The sequence below is a fragment of the Clostridium nigeriense genome, assembly GCF_050585265.1.
GTDB classification, from domain to species: Bacteria; Bacillota; Clostridia; order Clostridiales; family Clostridiaceae; genus Clostridium; species Clostridium nigeriense_B.
In genome coordinates, this window is sequence record NZ_JBNOOE010000006.1 from 24,590 (window position 1) to 50,561 (window position 25,972).

Annotated in this window: 17 protein-coding genes; 16 read left to right on the forward strand and 1 reads right to left on the reverse strand. The window is 26.2% G+C overall.

Annotated features, from left to right (window positions below):
• The first annotated feature begins 207 nt into the window (after positions 1–207).
• A complete protein-coding gene (locus tag ACQPVP_RS07085) occupies positions 208–474 on the forward strand; it encodes a metal-sensing transcriptional repressor (RefSeq protein WP_430848543.1) in 267 nt (88 codons plus the stop codon).
• A 19-nt stretch (positions 475–493) separates the two neighbouring features.
• Positions 494–697 carry a heavy-metal-associated domain-containing protein gene (locus ACQPVP_RS07090; protein ID WP_430838853.1) on the forward strand — a complete coding sequence of 68 codons (204 nt, stop codon included), beginning with the start codon at positions 494–496 and terminating at the stop codon, positions 695–697.
• 31 nt (positions 698–728) lie between these two features.
• On the opposite strand, the gene ACQPVP_RS07095 is transcribed toward ACQPVP_RS07090, so the two are convergent.
• The gene (locus ACQPVP_RS07095) at positions 729–1,172 is read right to left on the reverse strand and encodes a MarR family winged helix-turn-helix transcriptional regulator (RefSeq protein WP_430848545.1); all 444 of its coding nucleotides are present in this window, start codon (positions 1,170–1,172) and stop codon (positions 729–731) included.
• Between the two features lie 143 nt (positions 1,173–1,315).
• On the opposite strand from ACQPVP_RS07095, the gene ACQPVP_RS07100 reads away from it, so the two are divergent.
• The 14 genes from ACQPVP_RS07100 (at position 1,316) to mutL (ending at position 25,969) form a co-directional block, all read left to right on the forward strand.
• The gene (locus tag ACQPVP_RS07100) at positions 1,316–3,529 is read left to right on the forward strand and encodes an ABC transporter ATP-binding protein (RefSeq protein WP_430848547.1); all 2,214 of its coding nucleotides are present in this window, start codon (positions 1,316–1,318) and stop codon (positions 3,527–3,529) included.
• Entirely contained in the window at positions 3,522–5,378 is a 1,857-nt protein-coding gene (locus ACQPVP_RS07105) for an ABC transporter ATP-binding protein (RefSeq protein WP_430848549.1), read from the forward strand. Before ACQPVP_RS07100 ends, ACQPVP_RS07105 begins: the two co-directional genes overlap by 8 nt.
• Positions 5,379–5,525: 147 nt before the next feature.
• Positions 5,526–6,689: a galactokinase gene (locus ACQPVP_RS07110; RefSeq protein WP_430848551.1), complete on the forward strand. Its 1,164-nt coding sequence runs from the start codon at positions 5,526–5,528 to the stop codon at positions 6,687–6,689.
• 11 nt (positions 6,690–6,700) lie between these two features.
• On the forward strand, positions 6,701–7,687 hold the full coding sequence (gene galE / locus ACQPVP_RS07115) for a UDP-glucose 4-epimerase GalE (protein WP_430848553.1): 987 nt from the start codon (positions 6,701–6,703) through the stop codon (positions 7,685–7,687).
• 8 nt (positions 7,688–7,695) lie between these two features.
• The gene (galT, locus tag ACQPVP_RS07120; RefSeq protein ID WP_430848555.1) at positions 7,696–9,213 is read left to right on the forward strand and encodes a UDP-glucose--hexose-1-phosphate uridylyltransferase; all 1,518 of its coding nucleotides are present in this window, start codon (positions 7,696–7,698) and stop codon (positions 9,211–9,213) included.
• A gap of 82 nt (positions 9,214–9,295) precedes the next feature.
• Positions 9,296–10,324: a LacI family DNA-binding transcriptional regulator gene (locus ACQPVP_RS07125; protein ID WP_430848557.1), complete on the forward strand. Its 1,029-nt coding sequence runs from the start codon at positions 9,296–9,298 to the stop codon at positions 10,322–10,324.
• Between the two features lie 72 nt (positions 10,325–10,396).
• A complete protein-coding gene (locus ACQPVP_RS07130; protein WP_430848559.1) occupies positions 10,397–13,327 on the forward strand; it encodes an acyl-CoA dehydratase activase in 2,931 nt (976 codons plus the stop codon).
• On the forward strand, positions 13,320–14,561 hold the full coding sequence (locus ACQPVP_RS07135) for a 2-hydroxyglutaryl-CoA dehydratase (RefSeq protein WP_430848561.1): 1,242 nt from the start codon (positions 13,320–13,322) through the stop codon (positions 14,559–14,561). Before ACQPVP_RS07130 ends, ACQPVP_RS07135 begins: the two co-directional genes overlap by 8 nt.
• Positions 14,562–14,716: 155 nt before the next feature.
• A complete protein-coding gene (locus ACQPVP_RS07140) occupies positions 14,717–15,628 on the forward strand; it encodes a diacylglycerol/lipid kinase family protein (RefSeq protein ID WP_430848563.1) in 912 nt (303 codons plus the stop codon).
• 201 nt (positions 15,629–15,829) lie between these two features.
• Positions 15,830–16,609 carry a class I SAM-dependent methyltransferase gene (locus tag ACQPVP_RS07145; protein WP_430848565.1) on the forward strand — a complete coding sequence of 260 codons (780 nt, stop codon included), beginning with the start codon at positions 15,830–15,832 and terminating at the stop codon, positions 16,607–16,609.
• 75 nt (positions 16,610–16,684) lie between these two features.
• Positions 16,685–19,936, forward strand: a complete 3,252-nt coding sequence (locus ACQPVP_RS07150) for a DEAD/DEAH box helicase (RefSeq protein ID WP_430848567.1) — start codon at positions 16,685–16,687, stop codon at positions 19,934–19,936.
• Positions 19,937–20,096: 160 nt separating this feature from the next.
• Positions 20,097–21,254, forward strand: a complete 1,158-nt coding sequence (gene fliB, locus ACQPVP_RS07155; protein ID WP_430848569.1) for a flagellin lysine-N-methylase — start codon at positions 20,097–20,099, stop codon at positions 21,252–21,254.
• Between the two features lie 163 nt (positions 21,255–21,417).
• A complete protein-coding gene (mutS, locus tag ACQPVP_RS07160) occupies positions 21,418–24,066 on the forward strand; it encodes a DNA mismatch repair protein MutS (protein ID WP_430848571.1) in 2,649 nt (882 codons plus the stop codon).
• Between the two features lie 16 nt (positions 24,067–24,082).
• A complete protein-coding gene (gene mutL / locus ACQPVP_RS07165) occupies positions 24,083–25,969 on the forward strand; it encodes a DNA mismatch repair endonuclease MutL (RefSeq protein WP_430848573.1) in 1,887 nt (628 codons plus the stop codon).
• The last annotated feature ends 3 nt before the right edge of the window (positions 25,970–25,972 follow it).

A 25,972-nucleotide genomic window follows, 5' to 3' on the forward strand; every position in this document is an offset into this window, starting at 1 on the left:
TGCTTAATTATTATAACATTAAATTTAAAATTTAAAATAGATAAAATTGAATTTTTTATACTAAAAATAATATTAAAATTATTATTATATAATTTTGAATAAAGTAATTTATTTAATGAAATCCTATCTATAGGAAAAATATTGACAAAAATTTTATAAATACTATAATTAACTTATAGACACCCCTAGAGGGTGGGGAGGTATAAAATGAATAATGAAAGAAAGAAGGCTTTGCAATCGTTAAAAACTGCTAAGGGACAGATTGAAGGAATAATAAAGATGATTGAAGAAGATAGATATTGTATAGATATATCTAATCAAATAATTGCTTCTCAGTCATTATTAAAAAAAGCAAATTTAATAATTTTAGAAAATCATTTATCTCATTGTGTTAAAGATGCATTCATAGATGGTAACGGTGATGAAAAAATCAATGAAATAATGAAAATATTAGATAAAGTAATAACAAGATAATATTAAGGAGGGTTTTTAAATGAAAAAAGTAATAAATATTGAAGGTATGAGTTGTAACCATTGCGTTGCACATGTTAAGGAAGCTTTAGAAGGAATTACTGGAGTTGATGTTTTAGAAGTTAGCCTAGATAATAAAAAGGCAGTAGTAGAAACTGAGGTTGAAAATAATATATTAATAGATGCTATTGAAGAAGAAGGATATGATGTAGTTTCTATATTATAAAATTAAAATGAGTATCAAAATAGTTTGATACTCATTTTAATTTTATAATTATATTTTGCATTTCTTTTATTAATTCGCCTAAATGTTCTAAATCATGATTTTCTAATCTTGAAATTTTATTTGATAAAACACATTTAAAATCACTTAATTTTTCTTTTATAAAATCTTCACCTTTATCAGTTAATTGAACATTTATTTTTCTTCTATCTTTTGGATCATTAAACCTTTCCACAAAATCCTCTTCTATTAGTTTATCTATAATAGGAGTCATATTAGATTTAGATATATCCAAGCATTTTGCAATATCAGAAATTGATACTGATTTTTTGTGATGTAAATAAAAAATTGTTTTTATATGTGATGGCGGAAATACATCATTTTTTCCTATTTCATTGAATTTGAATAATTTATTATGAATTTCAAACAATAATGTCATTAAATCATTCGCAATCTCTTTAGGCATAGAATTACTCATAGTACCCCTCCTAGATAATTATATATCTATTATATATTATTTTTTTTAGTTATACAACTATAATTGTTATTGACATATAATAGTTATGAAAATATAATAAATATATATTCAGAATAAATTGTATTTGAAAGGAGATTAATTTAATGTTTAAGCTGACTAAATACTTAAAACCATTTATAGCTTCAATAACGATTGTAATAGTACTATTATTTATTCAAGCAATTAGTGAGCTATCCCTTCCTGACTATATGTCAAATATAGTTAATGTAGGAATACAACAAGGAGGTATTGAAAACTCAGTTCCAAAAATAATAAGAGAAAGTGAACTTGAAAAGCTTTCTATTTTTATGAATGAGGATGATTATAATTTTGTTAAAGAAAATTATAAAATTATAAATAAGGATAATTTATCTCAAAAAGATCTTGATAAATATCTTAACAAGTATCCAAGTCTTGAAACTGAAACTTTATTAGAAATTAATTCAAAAGATGAAGATACTTTAGAAAAAATAAATAGTCTTCTTTCTAAGCCAGAGCTTATAGTTTTAGGGTTAGAATCAGGGGACTATAATGAAAAAATGAACTTACCTGAAGGAGCAGATCCATTTGAAATTCTAAGTATGATACCAAAAGAAAATCTAAATAGTATGTTAGATAGTATTAATTCTCAATTTGATGAAATGCCAGAAAGCATGTTAAAACAAGCTTCAGTTTCCTTTGTTAAAAATGAATATAATGCAATAGGAATTGATACGGATAAGCTTCAAACAAATTATATTATAATAGCTGGACTTAAAATGCTTGGTATAGCATTTATAAGCATGATGGCTGCTGTAATAGTTGGGCTTATATCTTCTAGAATTGCAGCAGGACTTAGTAAAAATTTAAGAAAAGATGTTTTTGAAAAAGTAACAAGTTTTTCAAATGCTGAATTTGATAAATTCTCAACTGCATCATTAATAACTCGTAGTACAAATGATATTCAACAAATTCAAATGCTTATGGTTTTATTATTCAGAATAGTATTCTACGCACCTATTTTAGGTATTGGTGGTATACTTAAGGTCTTGAAAACAGATACAAATATGACTTGGGTTATAGGAGTTGGGGTAATATTAATACTAGTTTTAGTAGGAACATTATTTAGCTTAGCCATGCCAAAGTTTAAATCAGTTCAAAAATTAGTTGATAAAGTCAACTTAGTTACAAGAGAAAGTTTAATAGGCATGCTCGTAATAAGGGCTTTTAGTACAGAGAAATACGAAGAGAAAAAATTTGATAAGGCAAATAAAGATTTAACAAAAACAAATCTTTTTGTTAATAGATTAATGTCTTCGATGATGCCGGCTATGATGTTTATAATGAATGGGTTAACTATTCTTATAGTATGGGTTGGTTCTCATCAAGTTGACCTAGGAACAATGCAAGTTGGCGATATGATGGCATTTATGCAATATGCAATGCAAATAATAATGTCGTTCTTAATGATATCAATGATATCTATAATGCTTCCTCGTGCTTCTGTATCAGCAAATCGTATTAGTGAAGTATTATTTACTGATTTATCTATAAAGAACAACGGAACTAAAGAATTTCCAAAAGATAAAAAAGGAATTGTTGAATACAAAAATGTTAGCTTTAAATACCCAGGTGCTGAAGATTATGTGATAAAAGATATAAGTTTTACAGCAAAGCCAGGTGAAACTACTGCAATAATAGGAAGTACAGGTAGTGGTAAGTCTACATTAATAAACTTAATGCCTAGATTCTATGATGTAACAAAAGGTAGTATAACTTTAGATGGTATAGATATCAAAGATGTAGACCAAAAGAAATTAAGAAGCAAAATAGGTTATGTTCCTCAAAAGGGAGTTTTATTCTCAGGAACAATAGAAAGCAACTTAAAATATGGTATGGAAAATGCAAGTTATAATGATATAGAGTTTGCATCAAAAATATCTCAAGCAACAGAGTTTATAGAAGCAAAACCTGAAAAATATAATACTGAAATTTCACAAGGTGGTTCTAACGTTTCTGGAGGACAAAAGCAAAGACTTTCTATAGCTAGAGCCTTAGTTAAGAAACCAGAAGTATATATATTTGATGATAGCTTCTCAGCTTTAGATTTTAAAACAGATTCTAATCTTAGAAAGGCTATTAAAGAAAACATTAAAGATGCTACTATGATAATAGTTGCCCAAAGGATAAGTACAATAAAAGATGCAAATCAAATTATTGTATTAGATGAAGGTAAAATAGTAGGAAAAGGGACTCATAAAGAATTATTAGATTCTTGTGAAGTTTATAAACAAATAGCATTATCACAACTTTCAAAGGAGGAGCTAATGCATGAGTAATAAAAGACAAAAAGGTCCTATGGGTTTTGGCGGCCCTATGGGTGGAGCCATGCATGGTGGCGCTAAAGCAAAGGATTTTAAAGGAAGTAGCAAAAAACTATTAAATTATTTAAAACCATATAGATTATCAATAATAATAGTTCTTATTTTTGCAATTGGAAGTGCAGCCTTTTCAATAATTGGGCCTAAGATATTAGGTAAGGCTACAACAAAACTATTTGAAGGTCTAGTAAGCAAAGTTTCAGGAACAACTGGAGCTGGAATAGACTTTGAATACATTGGTAGAATAATTATTATACTTGCAGTTTTATATTTAATCAGTGCTCTTTTCTCATTTATACAAGGTTATATAATGTCTGGAATTGCACAAAAGGTTTCTTATAATCTTAGAAAAGAAATTTCTATTAAAATAAATAAGTTACCTTTAAAGTATTTTGATAAATTAACTCATGGTGAAGTTTTATCAAGAGTTACAAATGACGTTGATACAGTTAGTAATACTTTAAACCAAAGTTTATCACAAATTTTCACATCATTTACTACTCTAATTGGTGTTTTAATAATGATGTTATCCATAAGTGTAAGTATGACTTTAGTATCTGTATTAATACTTCCTTTATCGGCTATATTAATATCATTTGTAGTAAAAAAATCCCAAAAGTATTTTAAAGAGCAACAAAATTTCTTAGGTCACGTAAATGGACATGTTGAAGAAATTTATGGTGGTCATAATATTATGAAAGCCTTCAATGGAGAAGAGAAAGCTGTAAAAGAATTTAATGAATTAAATGAAACATTATATAATTCGGCTTGGAAATCTCAATTTTTATCAGGCATGATGATGCCTATAATGAATTTTATAGGTAATATAGGATATGTTTTAGTTTCTATATTAGGTGGATATTTAGCAGTTAAGAAAACTATAGAAGTTGGAGATATTCAATCATTTATCCAATATATAAGAAGTTTTACTCAACCAATATCTCAAGCAGCACAAATTGCTAATGTTCTTCAATCAACAGCAGCAGCTGCTGAAAGAGTTTTTGAATTCCTTGAAGAGGAAGAGGAGTTAGATAATTTATCTACACCTGTAGATATAAATGAAATTAAAGGAGAGGTTGAGTTTAAGAATGTTCACTTTGGATATAATGAAGATAAAATTATAATAAATGACTTCTCAAGTAAAATTAAACCTGGTCAAAGAATCGCAATAGTAGGACCAACTGGAGCAGGTAAAACTACTATAGTAAAACTTCTTATGAGATTTTATGAATTAAATTCGGGAGAAATTTTACTAGATAATACTAATATAACTTCATTTAAGAGAAGTGATTTAAGAAAAGTATTTGGTATGGTTCTACAAGATACATGGTTATTTAACGGAAGTATCATGGATAATATTAGATATGGAAGATTAGATGCTACTGATGAAGAAGTTTTAGAAGCAGCAAAAGCAGCCCATGTTGATCACTTTGTAAAAACATTACCAGATGGATATAATATGGAGTTAAATGAAGATGCAAGTAATGTATCTCAAGGGCAAAAGCAATTATTGACTATAGCTCGTGCTATACTTGCAGATCCTAAAATACTAATTTTAGATGAAGCTACTAGTTCTGTTGATACAAGAACTGAAGTTTTAATCCAAAAAGCTATGGATAATCTAATGAATGGAAGAACAAGCTTTATAATAGCTCATAGATTATCTACAATAAAAGACGCTGATTTAATCCTTGTAATGAAAGATGGAGATATAATAGAACAAGGTAATCATAAAGAATTACTTGAAAAGAAAGGCTTTTATGCAAGTCTTTATAATAGTCAATTTGAAAATAGTGAAGCATCATAAAAAAAGGCAGAAATGCCTTTTTTTATTTAGTAAAATAATAGGTAAAATTATTAGTAAAATATTAGTAAAATTTCATTGAAATAGTTTTCTATATATGATAATATTTAATTGTAAATAATTATAAAATATTTAATGGGGAGCGATATTATGAGAGATAAAATCAATAACATCTTTAAAAAAGTTTTTGGAGATAATAATAAAACAAGAACATTTTTTTCACCTGGAAGAGTTAACTTAATTGGAGAACATACTGATTATAATGGTGGTAATGTTTTTCCGTGTGCTTTAAGCTTTGGAACCTATGGTGTAATAAGCTTAAGAGATGATAGTAAAGTTAGAATGTATTCAGGAAATTTTGAAGAAATAGGAATCATTGAATTTTCCTTAGATGATATTAAATATAAAAAAGATGATAATTGGGTTAATTATCCTAAGGGTGTAATTGATGTAATGAAAAAACATGGTTATAATATAAACAGAGGTTTTAATGTAGCTGTTTATGGAAATATACCCAATGGTGCAGGATTATCTTCTTCAGCATCATTAGAACTATTAATTGCAGTTATGATGGATAGCTTATTTAACTTTAATATAGATAGAGTTGATTTAATCAAATTTTCACAAGAAGCAGAAAATAAATTTGTTGGTGTGAATTGTGGAATTATGGATCAATTTGCCATAGGAATGGGAAAAGAAAATAATGCAATTTTACTAGACTGTAATACACTAAATTATAATTATTGTCCTATAAAATTAAAAGATGAAGTATTAATAATAGCTAATACTAATAAAAGAAGAGGATTAGCGGATTCTAAGTATAATGAGCGTAGAAGCGAATGTGAAGAGGCTTTAAGAGAATTAAAGGCTAAACTTAATATTACTTCTTTAGGTGACCTTTCTATAAATGAATTTGAAGAAAATAAAGAGCTAATTAAAAGTGATATTAGAATAAAAAGAGCTAAACATGCTGTATATGAAAATCAAAGAACTTTAATGGCGAAAGATGCTTTAGAAATCAATGACTTGGTTACTTTTGGAAAGCTTATGAATAAATCACATATTTCTCTAAGAGATGATTATGAGGTTACTGGTATAGAATTAGATACACTTGTAGAATTATCTTGGAAACACGAAGGTGTTTTAGGAGCTAGAATGACTGGAGCAGGGTTTGGTGGTTGTACAGTTGCTTTAGTAAAAAAAGATAATGTTGATGACTTTATAAAAAATGTAGGACAAGGTTATAAAGAAAAAATAGGATATGAAGCTAGTTTCTATATTGCCAATGTTGGAAATGGAACTAGAGAAATTTAGGAGGTATTAAAATGATTTTAGTTTGTGGTGGTGCAGGATATATTGGTAGTCATGCAGTTTATCAATTAATAGAAAAAGGAGAAGAAGTTGTAGTAGTAGATAATTTAGAAACAGGTCATAAGGAAGCAGTTAATCCAAATGCTAAATTCTATAATGTCGATATAAGAAATGAAGAAGAGTTAGATAAAGTATTCAAAGAAAATAATATAACAGAAGTTATACATTTTGCAGCTAATTCATTAGTTGGAGAAAGTATGACTAATCCATTAAAATACTATAATAATAATGTTCATGGAACAGAAGTTTTATTAAAGGTTATGGTAGCAAATAATGTTAAGAAAATAGTATTTTCATCAACAGCAGCAACTTATGGAGAAGCTACTAAAATGCCTATAGTTGAGACTGATAAAACTGAACCAACTAATGCTTATGGAGAAACAAAGCTTGCTATGGAAAAAATGATGAAATGGTCTGACATTGCCCATGGAGTAAAATATGTTTCGTTAAGATATTTTAATGTTGCTGGTGCTCACGTAAGTGGAAATATTGGAGAAGATCATAGTCCAGAAACTCATTTAATACCATTAATATTACAAGTACCTCTAGGAAAGAGAGAATTTATATCTATATTTGGAGATGATTACGATACAGACGATGGTACATGTATTAGAGACTATATTCATGTAATAGATTTAGCTAATGCTCATATTCTTGCAGTAGATTATTTAAGAAAAGAAAATACTAGTAATATATTTAATTTAGGAAATGGTAATGGATTCTCTGTAAAAGAAATGATAGAATCAGCAAGAAAAGTAACGGGTCATGAAATTCCAGCTAAAATTTGTGAAAGAAGAGCTGGAGATCCAGCTAGATTAATCGCATCTGCAGAAAAAGCTAAAAATACATTACATTGGGAGCCTAAATATACTAATGTTGAAGATATAATATCTTCAGCTTGGAATTGGCATAAAAAAAATCCAACTGGATTCAATAAGTAGGTGTTATTATGGGAATTTATAGAGAAATTAAAAGATTAATTCAATATGGATTAAATCATGATTTATTTAAAAAAGAAGACGAAATATATATTAGAAATTCTTTATTAAATATTTTAAATTTAGATGAATATGAAGATTTGGATATAGATGATGAATATTTATCAACGCCTACTGATATTTTAAATAATATATTAAATTATGCTTTTGAAAAAGGTATATTAGAATCTAATACTCCTATATATAGAGATTTACTAGATACTAAAATAATGGGTTCCTTATTGCCAAGACCTTCTGAAGTAATTAAAGAATTTAATTCTAGATATGAAAAATCAAAAGAGAAAGCTACTAATTATTTATATAATATTAGTAAATCTTGTGATTATGTTAGAACAGATAGAATTGCTCAGAATTTAGTTTGGAAATCTAAAACAGAATATGGTGATTTAGATATAACAATTAATTTATCAAAACCAGAGAAGGATCCTAAAGCTATAGCTGCTGCTAAAAATCTTCCACATTCAAAATATCCTAAGTGCTTATTATGTAAGGAAAATGAAGGGTATAGAGGAAGAATAAATCATCCTGCGAGGCAAAATCTTAGAATAATTCCAGTAACTTTGAAAGATGAAAAATGGTTTTTACAATATTCACCATATGCTTACTATAATGAACATTGTATTGTTTTTTCTGGTGAGCATGTTCCAATGAAGATTACTCAAAATACCTTTGATAGAATTTTAGAATTTGTTGAAAAGTTTCCACATTATTTTATAGGATCAAATGCTGATTTACCTATAGTAGGTGGATCAATATTAACTCACGATCATTATCAAGGTGGAAATTATGAATTTGCTATGGATAGAGCTCCAGATTTTATAAAATTTAAATTAAAAAATTATGAAAATATTGAATTGTCTATTGTAAAATGGCCATTAACTGTATTAAGATTAATAGGTAAGAATAAATTGGAGTTAAGTAAATTAGCTAACAAAATTTTAAATCATTGGAAAAATTACAGTGATAATAAAGTTGATGTTTATGCTTTTACTAATTCTATTCCTCATAATACTATAACGCCTATAGCAAGAATGAAAGATGGTAAATTCATATTAGATTTAGTTCTTAGAAATAACAGAACTAGTGATATATATCCTGATGGAATTTTTCATCCACATAAAGAACTTCATAATATTAAGAAAGAAAATATAGGATTAATAGAAGTCTTAGGACTTGCTGTTTTGCCAGCTAGATTAAAAGATGAATTAGAAATTATAAAAACATCATTAACTACTAAAAAAGATTCTATTTATAGCAATGAAAATATGAAAGTTCACTTAGAATGGTATGAAGAAATTAAGAGAAAAAATTTAAATATTACTACTGAAACTGTAGATGATATTGTAAAAAACGAAATCGGTATTGTATTTACTAAAGTATTAGAGCATTGTGGAGTTTTTAAGTGGAACGATGAAGGAAATGAAGCTATGCATAGATATATTAATAGCTTAAAGTTAACAATTTATTGAAATAAGATGAGGCATTATAGAAAATGCCTCATCTTTAATTGTATTTTTAAGTTATAAATTTAAGTTAGTAAGGGTGTGTAATATGGCAACTATTAAGGAAATAGCAAAGGCTGCTGGAGTTTCTATTTCAACAGTTTCCCGTATTCTAAATTTAGATAAAACCTTAAATGTTTCAGAAGAAACTAGAAAAAGAGTTTTGGGCATAGCTGAAAAAATGAATTATGTTACAATAAAACAGAGAAAGAGTAAATTAAAAAAATATAATATTGGTATAGTATGTTCATTTACTGAAACTAAAGAATTAAACGATCCGTATTTTTTATCTATAAGAATGGCTATAGAAAAAAAATGTATGGAAGAAAGTATTGATTTTAAATCTTTATATTTTAGTAAAATACTAAATGATGATTCATATAGCTATAAGGATTTAGATGGAATAATTGCTATTGGTATATTTCAAAATGAAGAAATATTGAAGATTAAAGATTTAACTGAAAATATTGTTTTTATAGACTCATCTCCAGAAGAATGGGATTATGATTCTATAGTAGTAGATTTAAAATATGGAGCTAAAAAAGCTTTAGATTATTTATATTATTTAGGACATAAAGATATTGGATATATTGGTGCTAAAGTTATACCTCATAATAATAATAATAATAATAATAATGATGGAGTAGAATTAATAAACTATAGGGAAGCTACCTATAGAAATTTTATGACTGAAATTAATAATTTTAAGAGTGAATGGGTATTCAAAGGAAACTTTACCCTAGAAGATGGGTATTCCTTAATGAAGGAAGCTTTGAAGCTAAAAAAAATACCAACAGCATTTTTTATAGCAAGTGATCCAATGGCTGTAGGGGCATATAAAGCCATTCAAGAAGAAGGTTATAATATTCCAAATGATATAAGTATAGTTGGTTTTGATGATATAGCAACAGCTCAATATTTATCTCCCTCTTTAACAACAGTTAAAGTATTTACTGATTTTATGGGAGAAACTGCTCTTGATGTTTTAATGGAGAGAATAAAAGGTAAAAGATCTTTAAGTAAAAAGATAGTATTACCAGTTAAATTAATAATAAGAGATAGCTGTAAATGTGTATAATTTGAGCCCTATAAGAATATATGCTTATAGGGCTTGATTAAATATATTAATATATGAGTGGAGGTAATATAAGTGGTATATAAACTAGGCATAGATGCAGGCTCAACTACAGTAAAATTGGTCCTACTAAATGAAGAAAATGATGTTATTTATAAAAGTTACACAAGACATTTAACAAAAGTTAAAGAAACAATATTAAAAGAACTAAATAATATAAAAGATATAGTAAAAAATAATAAGTTAAAAGTTTCTATAACTGGTTCAGCAGGATATGGTCTAGCTATAGATTCAGGAATATCTTTTGTACAAGAGGTATTTGCTACCACAATAGGAGTTAAAAAGCTTTTTAATAATATTGACGTAGTAATAGAATTAGGTGGAGAAGATGCTAAAATAATCTATTTAACAAATGGATTAGAAGAAAGAATGAACTCTAGTTGTGCTGGTGGTACAGGTGCATTTATAGATCAAATGGCAAGTTTAATGGGAATTACAGTAGAGGAACTAGATGAAATTAGTTTTAAATATAAAAATATTTATCCTATTGCGTCAAGATGTGGTGTTTTTGCTAAATCTGATATTCAGCCATTATTAAATCAAGGAGCAAATAAATCTGATATAGCTATAAGTATTTATGATGCAGTAGTAAATCAAACTATAGGTGGTCTTGCACAAGGAAGAGAGATAAGGGGAAATATATTATTTTTAGGTGGTCCATTATATTTCTATAAAGGTCTTAGAAGTATGTTTATAAAAAAACTAAATTTAAATGAAAATGAAGGAATAGTTCCAGAAGATGCAGAAGTTTTTGTAGCTAAAGGAGCTGCATTATTTTCTACAAACGAAGACATAAGTTATACATATGAAGACTTGACTTTAATACTAAATAATAATAAAAGTAATTTAGACATAAAAAAAGAAGTTAAGCCGTTATTTCAAAATGAAGGTGAATATAATAAGTTTATTGAAAGGCATAATAAGGCTAAGGTTTTAATTAGAGATATAAATAAGTATAAAGGTGATGTCTATCTAGGTATAGATGCAGGAAGTACAACTACAAAGCTTGTTTTAATTGATGATGATTGTAATATATTATATCAATACTATGCTCATAATGAAGGTAATCCAGTAAAGGTAATAAAAAAGCAAATAGAATATATATATGAAAATTTCGGAAACAGAATTAATATAAAAGGAAGTTCGGTTACTGGATATGGAGATGAATTAATAAAAAAAGCTTTTGGAATAGACTATGGATTAGTAGAAACATTAGCTCATTATATTGCAGCAAGTAAATTTAATCCTAATGTAGATTTTATATTAGATATAGGTGGACAAGATATTAAATGCTTTGAAATAGAAAATAAAGCTATTAAAAGTATTATTTTAAACGAAGCATGTTCATCTGGATGTGGTTCTTTTATAGAGACATTCGCCAAAGCAATGGGATATGATGTTGAAACTTTTTCTAAACTAGGTTTATTTGCCAAACATCCAGCTGATTTAGGATCAAGATGTACTGTTTTTATGAATTCCTCTGTAAAACAAGCACAAAGAGATGGTGCAACTATAGAAGATGTTTCTGCTGGTTTATCAATTAGTGTTGTAAAAAATGCATTGTATAAAGTTATAAGAACTAGAAACATTGGTAAAAATGTAATAGTTCAAGGTGGTACATTATGTAATGACGCTATTTTGAGAAGCTTAGAATTAGAACTAAATCAAAACGTAACACGATCAAATATATCAGGGTTAATGGGGGCATATGGAGCTGCAATATATGTAAAAAATAAAAATCTATTAAAGTCAAAAATAATAAGTAAAGAAGAGTTAATAAACTTTACACACACATCTAAAGGTGCTAAATGTGGATTATGTACAAATAATTGTAATTTAACTATAAATACTTTTAATGGTGTACGAAAATATATATCTGGTAATAGATGCTCTAGACCAACAGGTAAATATGAAGAAAAGAATATTCCTAATTTGTATGAATATAAATATTCAAAACTATTAGAATATGAAAATAATAGCGGTGAAAATGGTGTTATAGGCTTACCGATGGTATTAAACATGTATGAAAACTTACCTTTCTTTGTTAAATTTTTTAATGAATTAGGAATAAAAGTAGTTTTGTCGGATGCCTCTTCTAAAAATTTATATTTAAATGGTCAGTATACTATACCTTCAGATACAGCTTGTTATCCAGCTAAGTTAGTTCATGGACATATAGAAAGTCTTATTAAAAAGCAGGTTAATAATATATTTTATCCATGTATGACATTTAATTATGATGAAGGAATATCTGATAATCATTATAATTGCCCAGTTGTAGCTTATTATCCTGAAGTTATAAAAAATAATGTTTATAATTTAAATAATTGTAATTTTATAAGTCCTTATTTAGACTTAAATTCTAGTAAAAGTACTATTGAAAATTTATATACTAGTTTAAAGAATTATTATCCATGGATAATAAAAAAGGAGATTGAAAAGGCTTATAGTTTAGGAATAAATGAATACAAAAAATTTAAAAAAGATATATTAATTAAGGGAGAAGAAGCTATAAATTATGCAAGGAAAAACAATATGTTAATTGTTGTTTTAGCAGGAAGACCCTATCATGTGGATAAAGAAATTAACCACGGTATAGATAGAATGATGAATTCATTAAACCTTGTTATATTAACAGAAGACTCTATTCCTTTTGATCATAAAAATGTTAAGGTTAATATTTTAAATCAATGGACATATCAAGCAAGGCTATTTAATGCTGCTAAATATATTGTGAAAAATAGTGATATGCAATTAGTTCAATTAGTTTCCTTTGGTTGTGGTACAGATGCAATAACAGCTGATGAAATCAAAATTATTTTAGAAGAAAATGGTAAAATATATACTCAATTAAAAATAGATGAAACAAATAATCTAGGAGCTGCAAGGATAAGAATAAGAAGTATGGTTGAAGCTATAAAGAACAGGTGGGAAATAAATGAATAAAGATTATAAGATTTTTACTAAAGAAATGAAGAAAAATTATAAGATATTAGTTCCTAATATGTTACCAATTCATTTCAAAATTTTAGACAAAATATTAAAAGATTATGGGTTTGATATTGAATTTTTAGAAGATGATGTTACAGATATAATCGATGCTGGATTAAAATATTCAAATAATGATATTTGTTATCCAGCAATGATAGTTATTGGTCAGTTTATTTCAGCATTAAAAAGTGGAAAGTATGATATTAATAAAACTGCACTTCTTATGTCTCAAACAGGAGGAGGCTGCAGAGCTTCTAATTATATTCATTTAATAAGAAAAGCATTGGAAAACAGTGGATTTTCAGAAGTACCAGCTATAGGTTTAAGTGTATCCGGAATCGAAAAACATCCAGGATTACAAATTAGTCCAAGCCTTATTTTAAAGCTATTCTACGCTGTAATATATGGTGATCTTATAATGTGTCTATATAATAAAGTTAAACCTTATGAAATTAATGAGGGTGAATGTGATATAGTGTTAGAAAAAATGATTGGTTATTTAAATAATAACTTTTCATATTTAAGTTATTTAAAGGTTAATAAAATTTCAAAAACAATTGTCAAAGCCTTTAATGATATAAAAATTAATAAGACTGAAAAAATTAAGGTTGGAATAGTTGGAGAAATCTATATGAAATATTCTAGAATGGGGAATAATCATCTTGAGGAATTTTTAGTAAAAGAAGATTGTGAAGTAGTTCAGTCTGGTCTTATGGATTTTATAAATTATTGCATTTTAAACTCTGTTATTGATTATAAGTTATATAAGAAGGGCTTTCTAAAATCCAAGTTTGCTTCATTAGGATACAAAATTATTTTGAAAATCCAAAGAAAGATAAACAAAGTAATAAAAGAAAATTCGAAATTTGAGCCACCAACAGATTTTGAAGAGATACGAAAAGCAGCTGATGGATATATTGGATATGGAGTAAAAATGGGAGAAGGATGGCTGTTAGTTGCTAATATGTTAGAACTAATACATTCAGGTACAAATAATATAATTTGTGCTGAGCCTTTTGGATGTTTACCAAATCATATAGTTGGAAGAGGTGCTATTAGAAAGATAGTTGATAACAATCCTACAGCTAATATAGTAGTAATTGATTATGACCCATCTCAATCCAAAATAAACCAAGAAAATAGAATTAAATTAATGTTATCTAATGCACGTATAAATCTTTTCTTATAAAGAAAATAATATTAAAAAAGGGCTATATCTATAATGTAATACATAGGTATAGCTAATTTTTTTCTTGATATAAATAAATTGCAATTAATGATAATTATTTCTTAATATAGTATACTAATTTTAAATAAAGTATAAAGAAAGAGAATTGTAAAATTATGACTAATACTAAACACTTTTTTATAATAAACCCTGAAGCAGGGAAACTTAATATTTCTGAAAAGATAACTAAAGATATAAAAAAAGCTTTTAAAGATATTAATGAAGAATATAGAATTTATATTACAAAAGGAAAATACGATGCTACAAATTTTACTAAATCTATCTGTGAATCAGAAGATGGTAATTTAAGATTTTATGCTTGTGGAGGCGATGGAACTCTAAATGAAGTTATTAATGGTTTAATAGGATATAAAAATGCCTTTGTTTCAGTGATTCCATATGGAACAGGTAATGATTTTATAAATAATTTTAAGTCAAAAGTTAGATTTTATGATATTGATAAACAACTAGAGTTTAGTAATGAAAAAATAGATTTATTAAAAGTAAACAATATTTATTCAATTAATTTATGTAATATAGGATTTGATGCAAAAGTTGCTGAAAATATGAATAAATTTAAGCGCTTTCCATTAATAAGTGGACAAGGAGCCTATACTTTATCTATCTTTTATTCACTATTTCATAAAATGCATAATACATTAGACATAATTATAGATAATAAAGAGTTAATACATGGAGATTTTCTATTATGTGTAGTTGCAAATGGAATGACATATGGTGGAGGATATAAGGGTACTCCATTAGCAAAAATAAATGATGGATTAATAGATATATGTTTAATAAAGAATGTTCCAAGATTAAAACTAGTTAAATTAATTAACATTTATAAAGAAGGTAATCATCTAGAAAATGACTCTATTAAAGAATACATTATATATAGAAAATGTAAGAGCATAAATATTAAATCTAATGACAGATTTACTACTTGTATTGATGGTGAAATATTAGTTAATAAAGATATAGATATTTCATTAGAGACAAAGGCAATAAATTTTTTAGTTCCATAATAATATCTAGTATATAGTTAATAGAGTATTTTTATTTTGCTATGCTTTTATAGCTATAATATCTATATTATATTCTAATATAATGCTTCATTCATTCTTATATAAGATAATTTATTAATTAAACTACTTTACAATTGTCTAAGAACAAAAGGTCATTTTAAGTATATACTATATAGAATAAAATAATCCTAGGAGAAAACAATGCCATATAGTGATATTTATAAACAAATTGGGTTTCAGAAGGAATTACTGAGATTACAAAAACAAGCTAATTTTGGATCAGATAGAGAAATTAAAATGCTTAGAAACTTAGGTATAAAAGATGATAGTGTCATTTTAGAAGTAGGAAGTGGTCCTGGCTTCTATACTAAAATATTATTAGATAACTTTCATAACTCAGAAGTTATAGCTTTGGATAATGATGAGCCCTTACTTAATTTTGCACATAATATGCTTAATAATTATGGGAATAGAGTTACATTTATGCAAGATGATATAATGAAATCTACTATCCCAGATGAATACTTTGATATAGTTATAGCTAGATTTGTATTTCAACATTTAAGTGATCCAATTATAGCTTTAAAAGAAATATACAGAATATTAAAACCAGGTGGTAAAGTAATTATAATAGACGTGGATAGCGAACTTTGGGGATTAACATATCCTAAAAATGAATTAATAGAAAATTTAAACACTAATCTCTCTAAATATCAAACATCAATAAATGGAAATAGAGAAATAGGACGAATATTATTAACTTTATTAAAAAAGTTAAGTTTTAAAAATTTAAATATTGAAGCAGTAATTAATCATAGTGATATTTTAGGCAAAGAAAATTTTAAATTTAATCTAGATAAAGGTATAGAAAATGATCCGAGATTAGGTGGAATTTTTAAGGAATATAATGACTTCTTTAACTTAAATTATTCTTCAATTATGATTTTAAAATTATTTTTTTACGGAGAAAAGAGTAAATAGGTAACTAGTATAAGAAGTGGATAAAACCACTTCTTTTTGTTATAATAAAAGAATATTGTTTTTAGGGTGATTAATATGATTAAAGAATTATTATTAGATAAATTTAATAAAAGTGTATCAGGTAAAGATAAGACTTTAGGAAAAAGAATTTTAGAAGAGGATTTAATATCTGATTTTAATTTATCTTCAGATAATGGATTACTTTACATAAATTCAAAAGTCTTGTCTGAAGACTTTTATAATGAATATGTTAATAAAATTGAGATAGATATAAAAAATAAGTCTATATTATCTACATATTGTTCTTGTGAAGACTTTGAAAAAAATGAATTTCGTAAAGAAAATTACTGTTGCAAACATCTATTTGCTACTTTTTATAAATTTTTAAAAGACTTAGATAATTATGAAGATATAAAAAAGAAGGTAGATACTCCAACAGTTGCTGTAAATAATATTTTTAAAAGTAATGATAGTATTTTAAATTTACTATTAGAAGAAGAAAATAAAGAAGAAATAAAATTAGAAGTATATATAAATAGAAGAGGAATAAAAAACAAAATTACCGCAGAATTTAAAATAGGTTTAAAAGGACTATCTTCAAACAAATTATATGTAATAAAAGATATAAATCAACTCTTAATCTCAATTTATAATAAGATACCAATAAAATATGGTAAAGATTATATTTTTGACTTAAGATATCAGAGATTAGGAATTAAAGAAAGTAAAATAATTAGTTTTATTGAAAAAATAAAAGATATTGAAAATTTACAATTAAATTTTGTTAAAAGGCAAGAGAGGTTTATCGATGGAAAATCTATAATTATTCCTGATTTTCTAATAAGAGAATTTTTTGATACTATATCTAAAAATAGAATTTATTTAAATGATGGTTTCTTTTATAGGCCTGTAGATACTGAGATAATTTATGATAAGCCTAACTTACAGTTCAATTTAAAAGAATTAGGTAATGAATATATATTATCACTAGATGATGGATTACCAGAAATTTTAGATAAGAAAAATACAGTGTTTTTATATGGAAGTAGTATTTATTTACCAAGCTTTGCTTATTGCCATAATATTTCTAAGTACCTAGACGCATTTAAAAATAGTAACTATATTTCATTAAATAAAAATGAAGAGTTTAGAATACTATCAAGTTTACTGCCAAAACTTTATACATTGTCAGATTATGTAAAAATAAACAAATCCATTAAAGATAAGGTTGTTAATGAGGATGTTAAATTTTGCTTCTATTTTGATAAAATAAATAAGGATATAACTTTAGTTCTGAAAGTTAAATATGGAGAACATGAATTTAATATTTTTCATGAGTACAAAAATAAAATTATTTATAGGGACTTAACTAAAGAAGGAAATGTATTATCAATTCTAAGAGCTTTAGGGTTCGAAGCTTCAGGTGATAAATTTTATCTATTGCTTGGAGATGATTATATATTTAATTTTTTTAAAAATGATATAAATAAATTACAAGAAATAGGCGAAGTATTTTATTCAGAAAACTTTAAGGTTATAAAGCAAGTTAATAATAAAAATATAATAGGGCAAATTCAAGCAGGAAAGTACGATTATTTTGAATTAAAATTTAATATAGATAATCTTTCTAATGAGGAAATAAAAGATGTTTTACTAGCGTTTAAAGATAATTTAAGGTATTTTAAGCTTAAAAGCGGTGAGTATTTAGATCTAGAAGAAATTGAGCTTAAAAACTTTTTAAAGCTATTAGATGTACTTTCAGTTGAAAACAATATTGAGGATGATAAAGTAGCATTTCATAAAAATAAAGCAATATTTCTTAGTGATTTTATTAAAGAAAATAGTTTAAGATATATTAAAGGTAAAAATGAATTAACTAAAATTCAAAAAAAAATTAAGGATGTTAAGAAAATAAACTTTAGTGAGCCGTTGACTTTAAGTGCCAGTCTAAGACCTTATCAAAAAGAAGGATTCAATTGGCTAAAAACAATGGATTACTTAGGTTTTGGTGGAATACTAGGAGATGAAATGGGCCTTGGTAAAACAATACAAGCAATAACATTCATTTTATCGACTCTTCCATCTAAAACATTAATTATTGCTCCTACGTCATTAATTTATAATTGGGGTAATGAAATTGAAAAGTTTGCTCCAAGTATTAAATGGATAGTTGTTAATGGATCAAGGGACGAAAGAATAAATATATTAAATAACGTTAATCAATATGATGTTATAATAACAACTTACAATATTTTAAAAAGAGATTTAGATCTATATAGCAATATTAATTTTGATTATTGTTTTATAGATGAGGCTCAGTATATTAAAAATAGTAATTCTCAAAATGCATTATCAGTAAAGAAAATAACTGCAAATAGAAAGTTTGCATTAACAGGTACACCTATAGAGAATTCTGTTATGGAATTATGGTCAATTTTTGATTTTGTAATGCCTGGATATCTGTTTGATGAAAATAGCTTTAGCGTTAGATACTATAAAAAGTTACATGAATCTAATGAAGTTCTAGAAGAATTAAACAAGTTAATAAAGCCTTTTATATTAAGAAGATATAAAAAAGATGTAATAAAAGAATTGCCTTTAAAAATTGAAAAGAAACTTTTGGTTTCAATGTCAGAAGAACAAGAAAAAGTATATACTATATATTCTGATTATGCTAAAAATCTAATAGAAAAGAAAGTTAAAGATGATGAATTAAAAAATAGTAAAATTGAGATACTATCATATATAACAAAATTAAGACAAATATGTTTAGATCCATCTGTATTAATAAATGATTATATAGGTACTAGTGGGAAAATAGATTCATTAATTGAGTTACTAAATCAAGGTATAGAAGAAGGTCATAAGATTCTTGTATTTTCACAATTTACCTCAGTATTAAAAAATATAGCTAGGAGATTAAATTATGAAAATATATCATATAGCTATTTAGATGGAAGTATACCATCTGAAAAAAGAATACATTTAATAAACGAATTTAATAATGGAAATAACTCCGTATTTTTAATAAGTTTAAAGGCTGGAGGAACTGGTTTAAATTTAACTTCTGCAGATATAGTCATTCATTTTGATCCTTGGTGGAACCCTGCTGTAGAAGATCAAGCAACAGATAGGGCTCATAGATTTGGCCAAAATAATGTAGTAGAAGTTATTAAATTAATTTCTAAAAATACTATAGAAGAAAAAATAGTAGAACTTCAAGATGAAAAGAGAAAATTAATTGAAAAGATAATAGATAATAGTATGGAAACATCAAATATAAATGCTTTAAGTGATGAAGATATATTAAATCTATTTTCAATTTAGTAAAAGTAGTTCATAATTGATTAAATTAATCATATATGAACTACTTTTTAAGTGAATATAAATATAAAAATAAATATAATCTTGAATACATTTAAGTTGAGTATTAAAATTATTATATTAAAAGAATACAATATTATACTTAATAAGATGTGAGGGGAAAATGAAAATAAGAACACCAGATTATTTTAATGAATTTAAATGCATTGCTGATAGATGTGAAGATACTTGTTGCGCTGGATGGGGAATAGTAATTGATAACGAAAGCTACGAAAAATATATATCTATGAAAGGTAAATTTGGAGAAGAACTAAGAAGTAAAATAATTAATGATGATGGTGATAATATATTTCTTTTAAAAGGAGATAGATGTTCCTTTTTAAATGAAAGTAATTTATGTGATATATATAGTAATTTAGGATCAGATGGATTATGCTACACTTGTAGACAATATCCACGTTATTTAGAGGAGTTTGGGAATTTGCGTGAAGTTGGTATATCTTTATCATGTCCTGAAGCTTCAAGGATAATATTAGGGAAAAAAGAAAAAGTAAAATTTCAACTTGCAGAAAACAATGAGGAAGTTAATAGCTATAATGACATAAATCCTAATATTTACATGAATCTTATGCAATGTAGAAAAATTGTTTTTGATATATTGCAAGATAGAGAAAAAGAATTAAAATATAGATGTGGTATAATTCTTTCTTTTATAAATGAAATTCAAGAGAAGATAGATCTAAATGATATAAATACAATTAAAGATGTTAATGAGAAGTATTTAAATAAAGTATATGTATATAAAACCATTAATTCTCTTCAAAAGTTTAATGATAGACTAGAAGAAAAATACATTAATATCTATAAAATTCTTAATATATTTAAAGATTTAAAACATATAAAGCCAAATGATATATTAGGATTAGAAAATTCATTGAGATATTTTTGGCAAAATGAAGAGGATATAGAAGTTTACCAAAATCTTAATAATAGTTTTAATGCATATTATAAAGATAATGAATATCAATTTGAACAAATTCTTGTATATTATGTATTTAGGTATTTTATGAAATCAGTATTTGATTATGATGTATTAGCAAAAATTAAATTTGCTATAGTAAGTTTTATAATAATTAGGGAGTTGTCTATAATACGTTATTTAGAAAACAAAGAGCTTTTAGACGAAGACATGGTAGATATAGTACATATATACTCTAGAGATATAGAGCATTTAGAGGAAAATATAGATATTTTAGAAGAGCTCTTTGAAACTAGAGTTGAATTTAATATTGAAAACTTAATAATAACTTTATGTAACTAGATAAAATAAGAGAGTGTAATTAAATAAGATTTATTATTCGATACTCTCTTATTTTGCTTTATAACTTATTACTTTTTATTGTTGTTACTTTATAGTATAATAGTCATAAAACCTTATATTTACAAGGTTTGTACTTAAATTTATGTTTGTGAGGTATAAGAATATGTTAACTCCAATGATGAGACAATATTTTGAGATAAAAGAAAATTATAAAGATTGTATTTTATTTTTTAGATTAGGTGATTTTTATGAAATGTTCTTTGAGGATGCAAAAATTGCTTCTAGAGAATTAGAACTAGTACTAACTGGTAGAGATTGTGGACTTGATGAAAGGGCACCTATGTGTGGGATTCCTTTCCATGCAGCATCTTCGTATATAGCAAGGCTAGTTAATAAAGGATACAAGGTTGCTATAGGCGAACAAGTAGAAGATCCTGCTGCAGCTAAAGGAATAGTAAAAAGAGATGTTATAAAAGTTATCACACCAGGTACCTTTATCGAATCATCTGAAGATAGTGAATATAAAAACACATATTTAATGTGCATAATTGAAGAAAATAGTAATTTTGGAGTTTCTATATCAGATATATCTACAGGAGAATTTAAAGTTACTTCATTTTCTGCCATTAAAGCGACTTTATTAGATGAAATAACTAAAATTAACCCTAAAGAAATAATAGTTGATGAAAATATAAATGAAGGGCTTTTATCAGAAATAACATCTGTTTCTCAAGCTTTAATTACAAAGAGAGATTTAACTAAATCAATATGTACTGAAGATGAGCTTATTAATCAATTTTCTGAGGTATGTGTATCAAGTTTAAATGAATTATCTAAGTATGTATCAAAGGCTTTACTTAAATATATTTATGATACTCAAAAAATTACATTAACTAATATAAATCTTTTAGAATATTACGATATAGTAAATTATATGACTATAGATGGAAACTCTAGGCTAAACTTAGAACTTACAGAAAGTCTTAAAGAAAAGTCAAAAAAAGGTAGTTTAATATGGGTTCTAGATAAAACTTCAACATCTATGGGGGGAAGAGCTATTAGAAAGTGGATAGAAGAGCCTCTAATTATAAAAAAAGAAATTGAAAAGAGGTTAAATGGTGTTGAGGAACTATTTAGTAATGGCTATTTTAATGAAGATTTAAGAATATTACTAAAAGAAATTTATGATATTGAAAGAATAGTTGGTAAGATTTCTAATAAAAATGTAAATGCTAAGGATTTAATATCATTAAGAAATTCTATTGAAAAACTACCAGGAATAAAAGAACATTTATCTAAAGCAAATTCTAGTATACTAAAGGAGTGGTTTAATGACTTAGATGAGTTAATCGATATTAAAGATCTTTTAACAAAATCTATTTTGGATGATCCATCTATATCTTTAAAAGAAGGGAATATAATTAAAGATGGATACAATGAAGAAGTTGATAGTTTAAGAACAGCAAAACTTCATGGTAAAGAGTGGATTGCTGCTTTAGAAAATAGAGAAAGAGAATTTACAGGGATTAAGTCCTTAAAGGTAGGGTATAATAAAGTATTTGGTTATTATATAGAAATATCTAAAGCTAATTACTCTTCTATACCAGAGGGAAGATATGTTAGAAAGCAAACATTGGCTAATGCAGAAAGATATATCACTCAAGAGTTGAAAGAAATGGAAGATAAGATATTAGGTGCAGAAGAGAAGCTAATATCTTTAGAATATAATTTATTTATTGAAATAAGAGAAGCTATTGAGAAAGAAATACCAAGACTTAAGCAAAGCGCTAGAATAATAGGTAATTTAGATGCTTTATCTACTTTAGCATTAATTGCTTTAGAAAATGATTATATAAAACCATCAATAAATGAAGAAGGCATAATAGAAATAAAAGAAGGTAGACACCCTGTAGTAGAAAAAGTTATTGGAAATGGTGAATTTGTTTCAAATGACACAACACTCAATACAAATGATAATAGATTATTACTTATTACAGGTCCTAATATGGCTGGTAAATCTACTTATATGAGGCAAGTTGCATTAATAACATTAATGGCACAAATAGGATCATTTGTTCCTGCAAAATCTGCTAATATTTCAGTATGTGATAAGATATTTACTAGAATTGGTGCCTCTGATGACTTAGCTGGAGGTAAATCTACCTTTATGGTTGAAATGTGGGAAGTATCTAATATATTAAGAAATGCTACCTCAAGAAGCTTGGTTCTATTAGATGAAGTTGGAAGAGGAACATCAACTTATGATGGATTAAGCATTGCATGGTCTGTTATAGAGTATATTTCTAAAAATAATAAACTTAAATGTAAGACCTTATTTGCTACTCATTATCATGAACTTACTAAGCTTGAAGGTAATATAGATGGCGTAAAGAATTATTCAGTTGCTGTTACTGAGGTAGATGATAATATTGTTTTCTTAAGAAAAATAATAGAAGGTGGAGCAGATCAATCTTATGGAATTGAGGTTGCAAAACTTGCTGGATTACCTAATGAAGTTATTGAAAGGGCAAAAGAAATCTTATCTTCATTAGAAGGAAATAAAGATGATAGTAAACATAGTGAAGTAATTAAAGAATACGAAGCAAATAAGGAAGTTGCTATAGATAAAGAAGAAAAGCATAAAACTAATAAAAAAGCAAAAAAAGAAGAGAATTATCAGTTAGATTTTTCAACAATAGAGAAAGATAATTTAATTAATTCTATAGCTGATTTAGATGTTATGTCTTTAACACCTATGGATGCAATGAATGCACTATATAAGTTAACATTAGAAGCTAAGAAATTAAAGTAAATCAAGGGGGTAGAGTATGAAGAGAATCAATATATTAGATGAACATACCTCTAACAAAATAGCTGCAGGAGAAGTGGTTGAACGCCCTTCTTCTGTTGTAAAAGAATTAATGGAAAATTCAATAGATGCAGGTGCAAAGAATATAACTATTGAAATAGAAGAGGGTGGAATCTCATTAATTAGGATTATAGATGATGGTCATGGGATTCATAGAGATGATATTAAAAAAGCATTCTTGCCACATGCAACATCCAAAATAAAAGATGTAGATGATATATATTCAATTATGACTCTTGGTTTTAGAGGAGAAGCTTTAGCATCTATAGCCGCAATATCGAAGGTAAGTCTCAAAAGTAAAATAGCAGATGATGATTTTGGCTCAGAGATTATTATAGAAGGTGGAGAAATATTATCTTTAAATAATACAGGTACTAATAAAGGAACTATAATAGAGGTTAAAGACTTATTTTATAATGTTCCTGCAAGAAAGAAGTTTCTAAAATCTATTTCAAGAGAAGGTGCTTTAATTAGCGATATAATTAATAGAATAGCCTTGTCTCATCCAGATAGGTCTATTAAATTTTATAATAACGGTAAGAAGGTATTACATACTTATGGTACAGGTAATCTAATAGATGTAATAAGGACTATATACGGCAAAAACATTAGTGAAAACTTAATTTACTTTGAAAACAAGGAAGATTCTATTTCTTTATATGGCTATATAGGAAAAGAAGAGATATCAAGAGGATCTAGAAACAATCAAAGTATATTTGTAAATGGTAGATATATTAAGAATAAGACTATTGTAGTTGCTGTAGAAAATGCTTTTAAATCTTTTGCGACTGTTAATAAGTTCCCATTCTTTGTTTTGTTTTTAGATCTTTATCCTGAATTCGTAGATGTAAATATACATCCAACTAAGGCTGAAATTAAGTTTAAAGAAGATAGAGGAATATTTAAAAAAGTTTTTGATTCTGTACATAAAGCTTTTAAAAACGAAGTTTTTGAAGATTTTTATATACCAGAAGAAGAAAAAGTAGAAGAAAATAAAGAAAATACAGTTGAAGAAATAAAGTTTAATATTAACGAACTTATTAATGAACCCAAAGAATCTAAGAGTGAAAAATTAATTAGTAAAGATTTAGCTAATATATCCTATGAAGAAGTAAAGAAGGAAGAGGAACTATATAATAGTCTAAGAAATTTAAATAATATTATTAAGCCCACAATATCTAACAATATCGATAGACCTATAGTTTATGAAAGAAAGACTGAATTAAATTATATAAGCACTGACAGTACAAAAGAAAAAGTAGCTAAATTTCCAGATCTAAGAGTTATAGGACAATTTAATAAAATGTATATATTAGCAGAATATGATGATATTTTATATATTATCGATCAACACGCTGCTCATGAAAAAATATTGTTTGAAAAGTACTTAAAGAACATAGAGGAAGGAGATATTATAGTTCAAAATTTATTAGTTCCTATTTTAATAGATTTGACTACAGATGATTTTTGTTTTTATGAAGAAAATCTAGATGTTTTTTCTAGAGCAGGTTTTATGATAGAAAGCTTTGGTGGCAATACTATTGCTATAAAAGAGGTTCCATATTTTCTAGGTAAACTTGATGCCAAAAATCTATTTATGAATATTTTAGATAATATTAAAAGTTTGGGTAGTGGTAAAACTACTGAAGTAAAATATAATAGAATCGCTACATTAGCATGTAAAGCTGCAGTTAAAGCTAATAATTATTTAAATGAGTCAGAGATGGAAAAGCTAGTTTATGACTTAAGATATATTGATGATCCTTTCCATTGCCCTCATGGTAGACCTGTAATTATTAAATTTACTAATTACGATTTAGATAAGAAATTTAGAAGAATAGTATAGGGA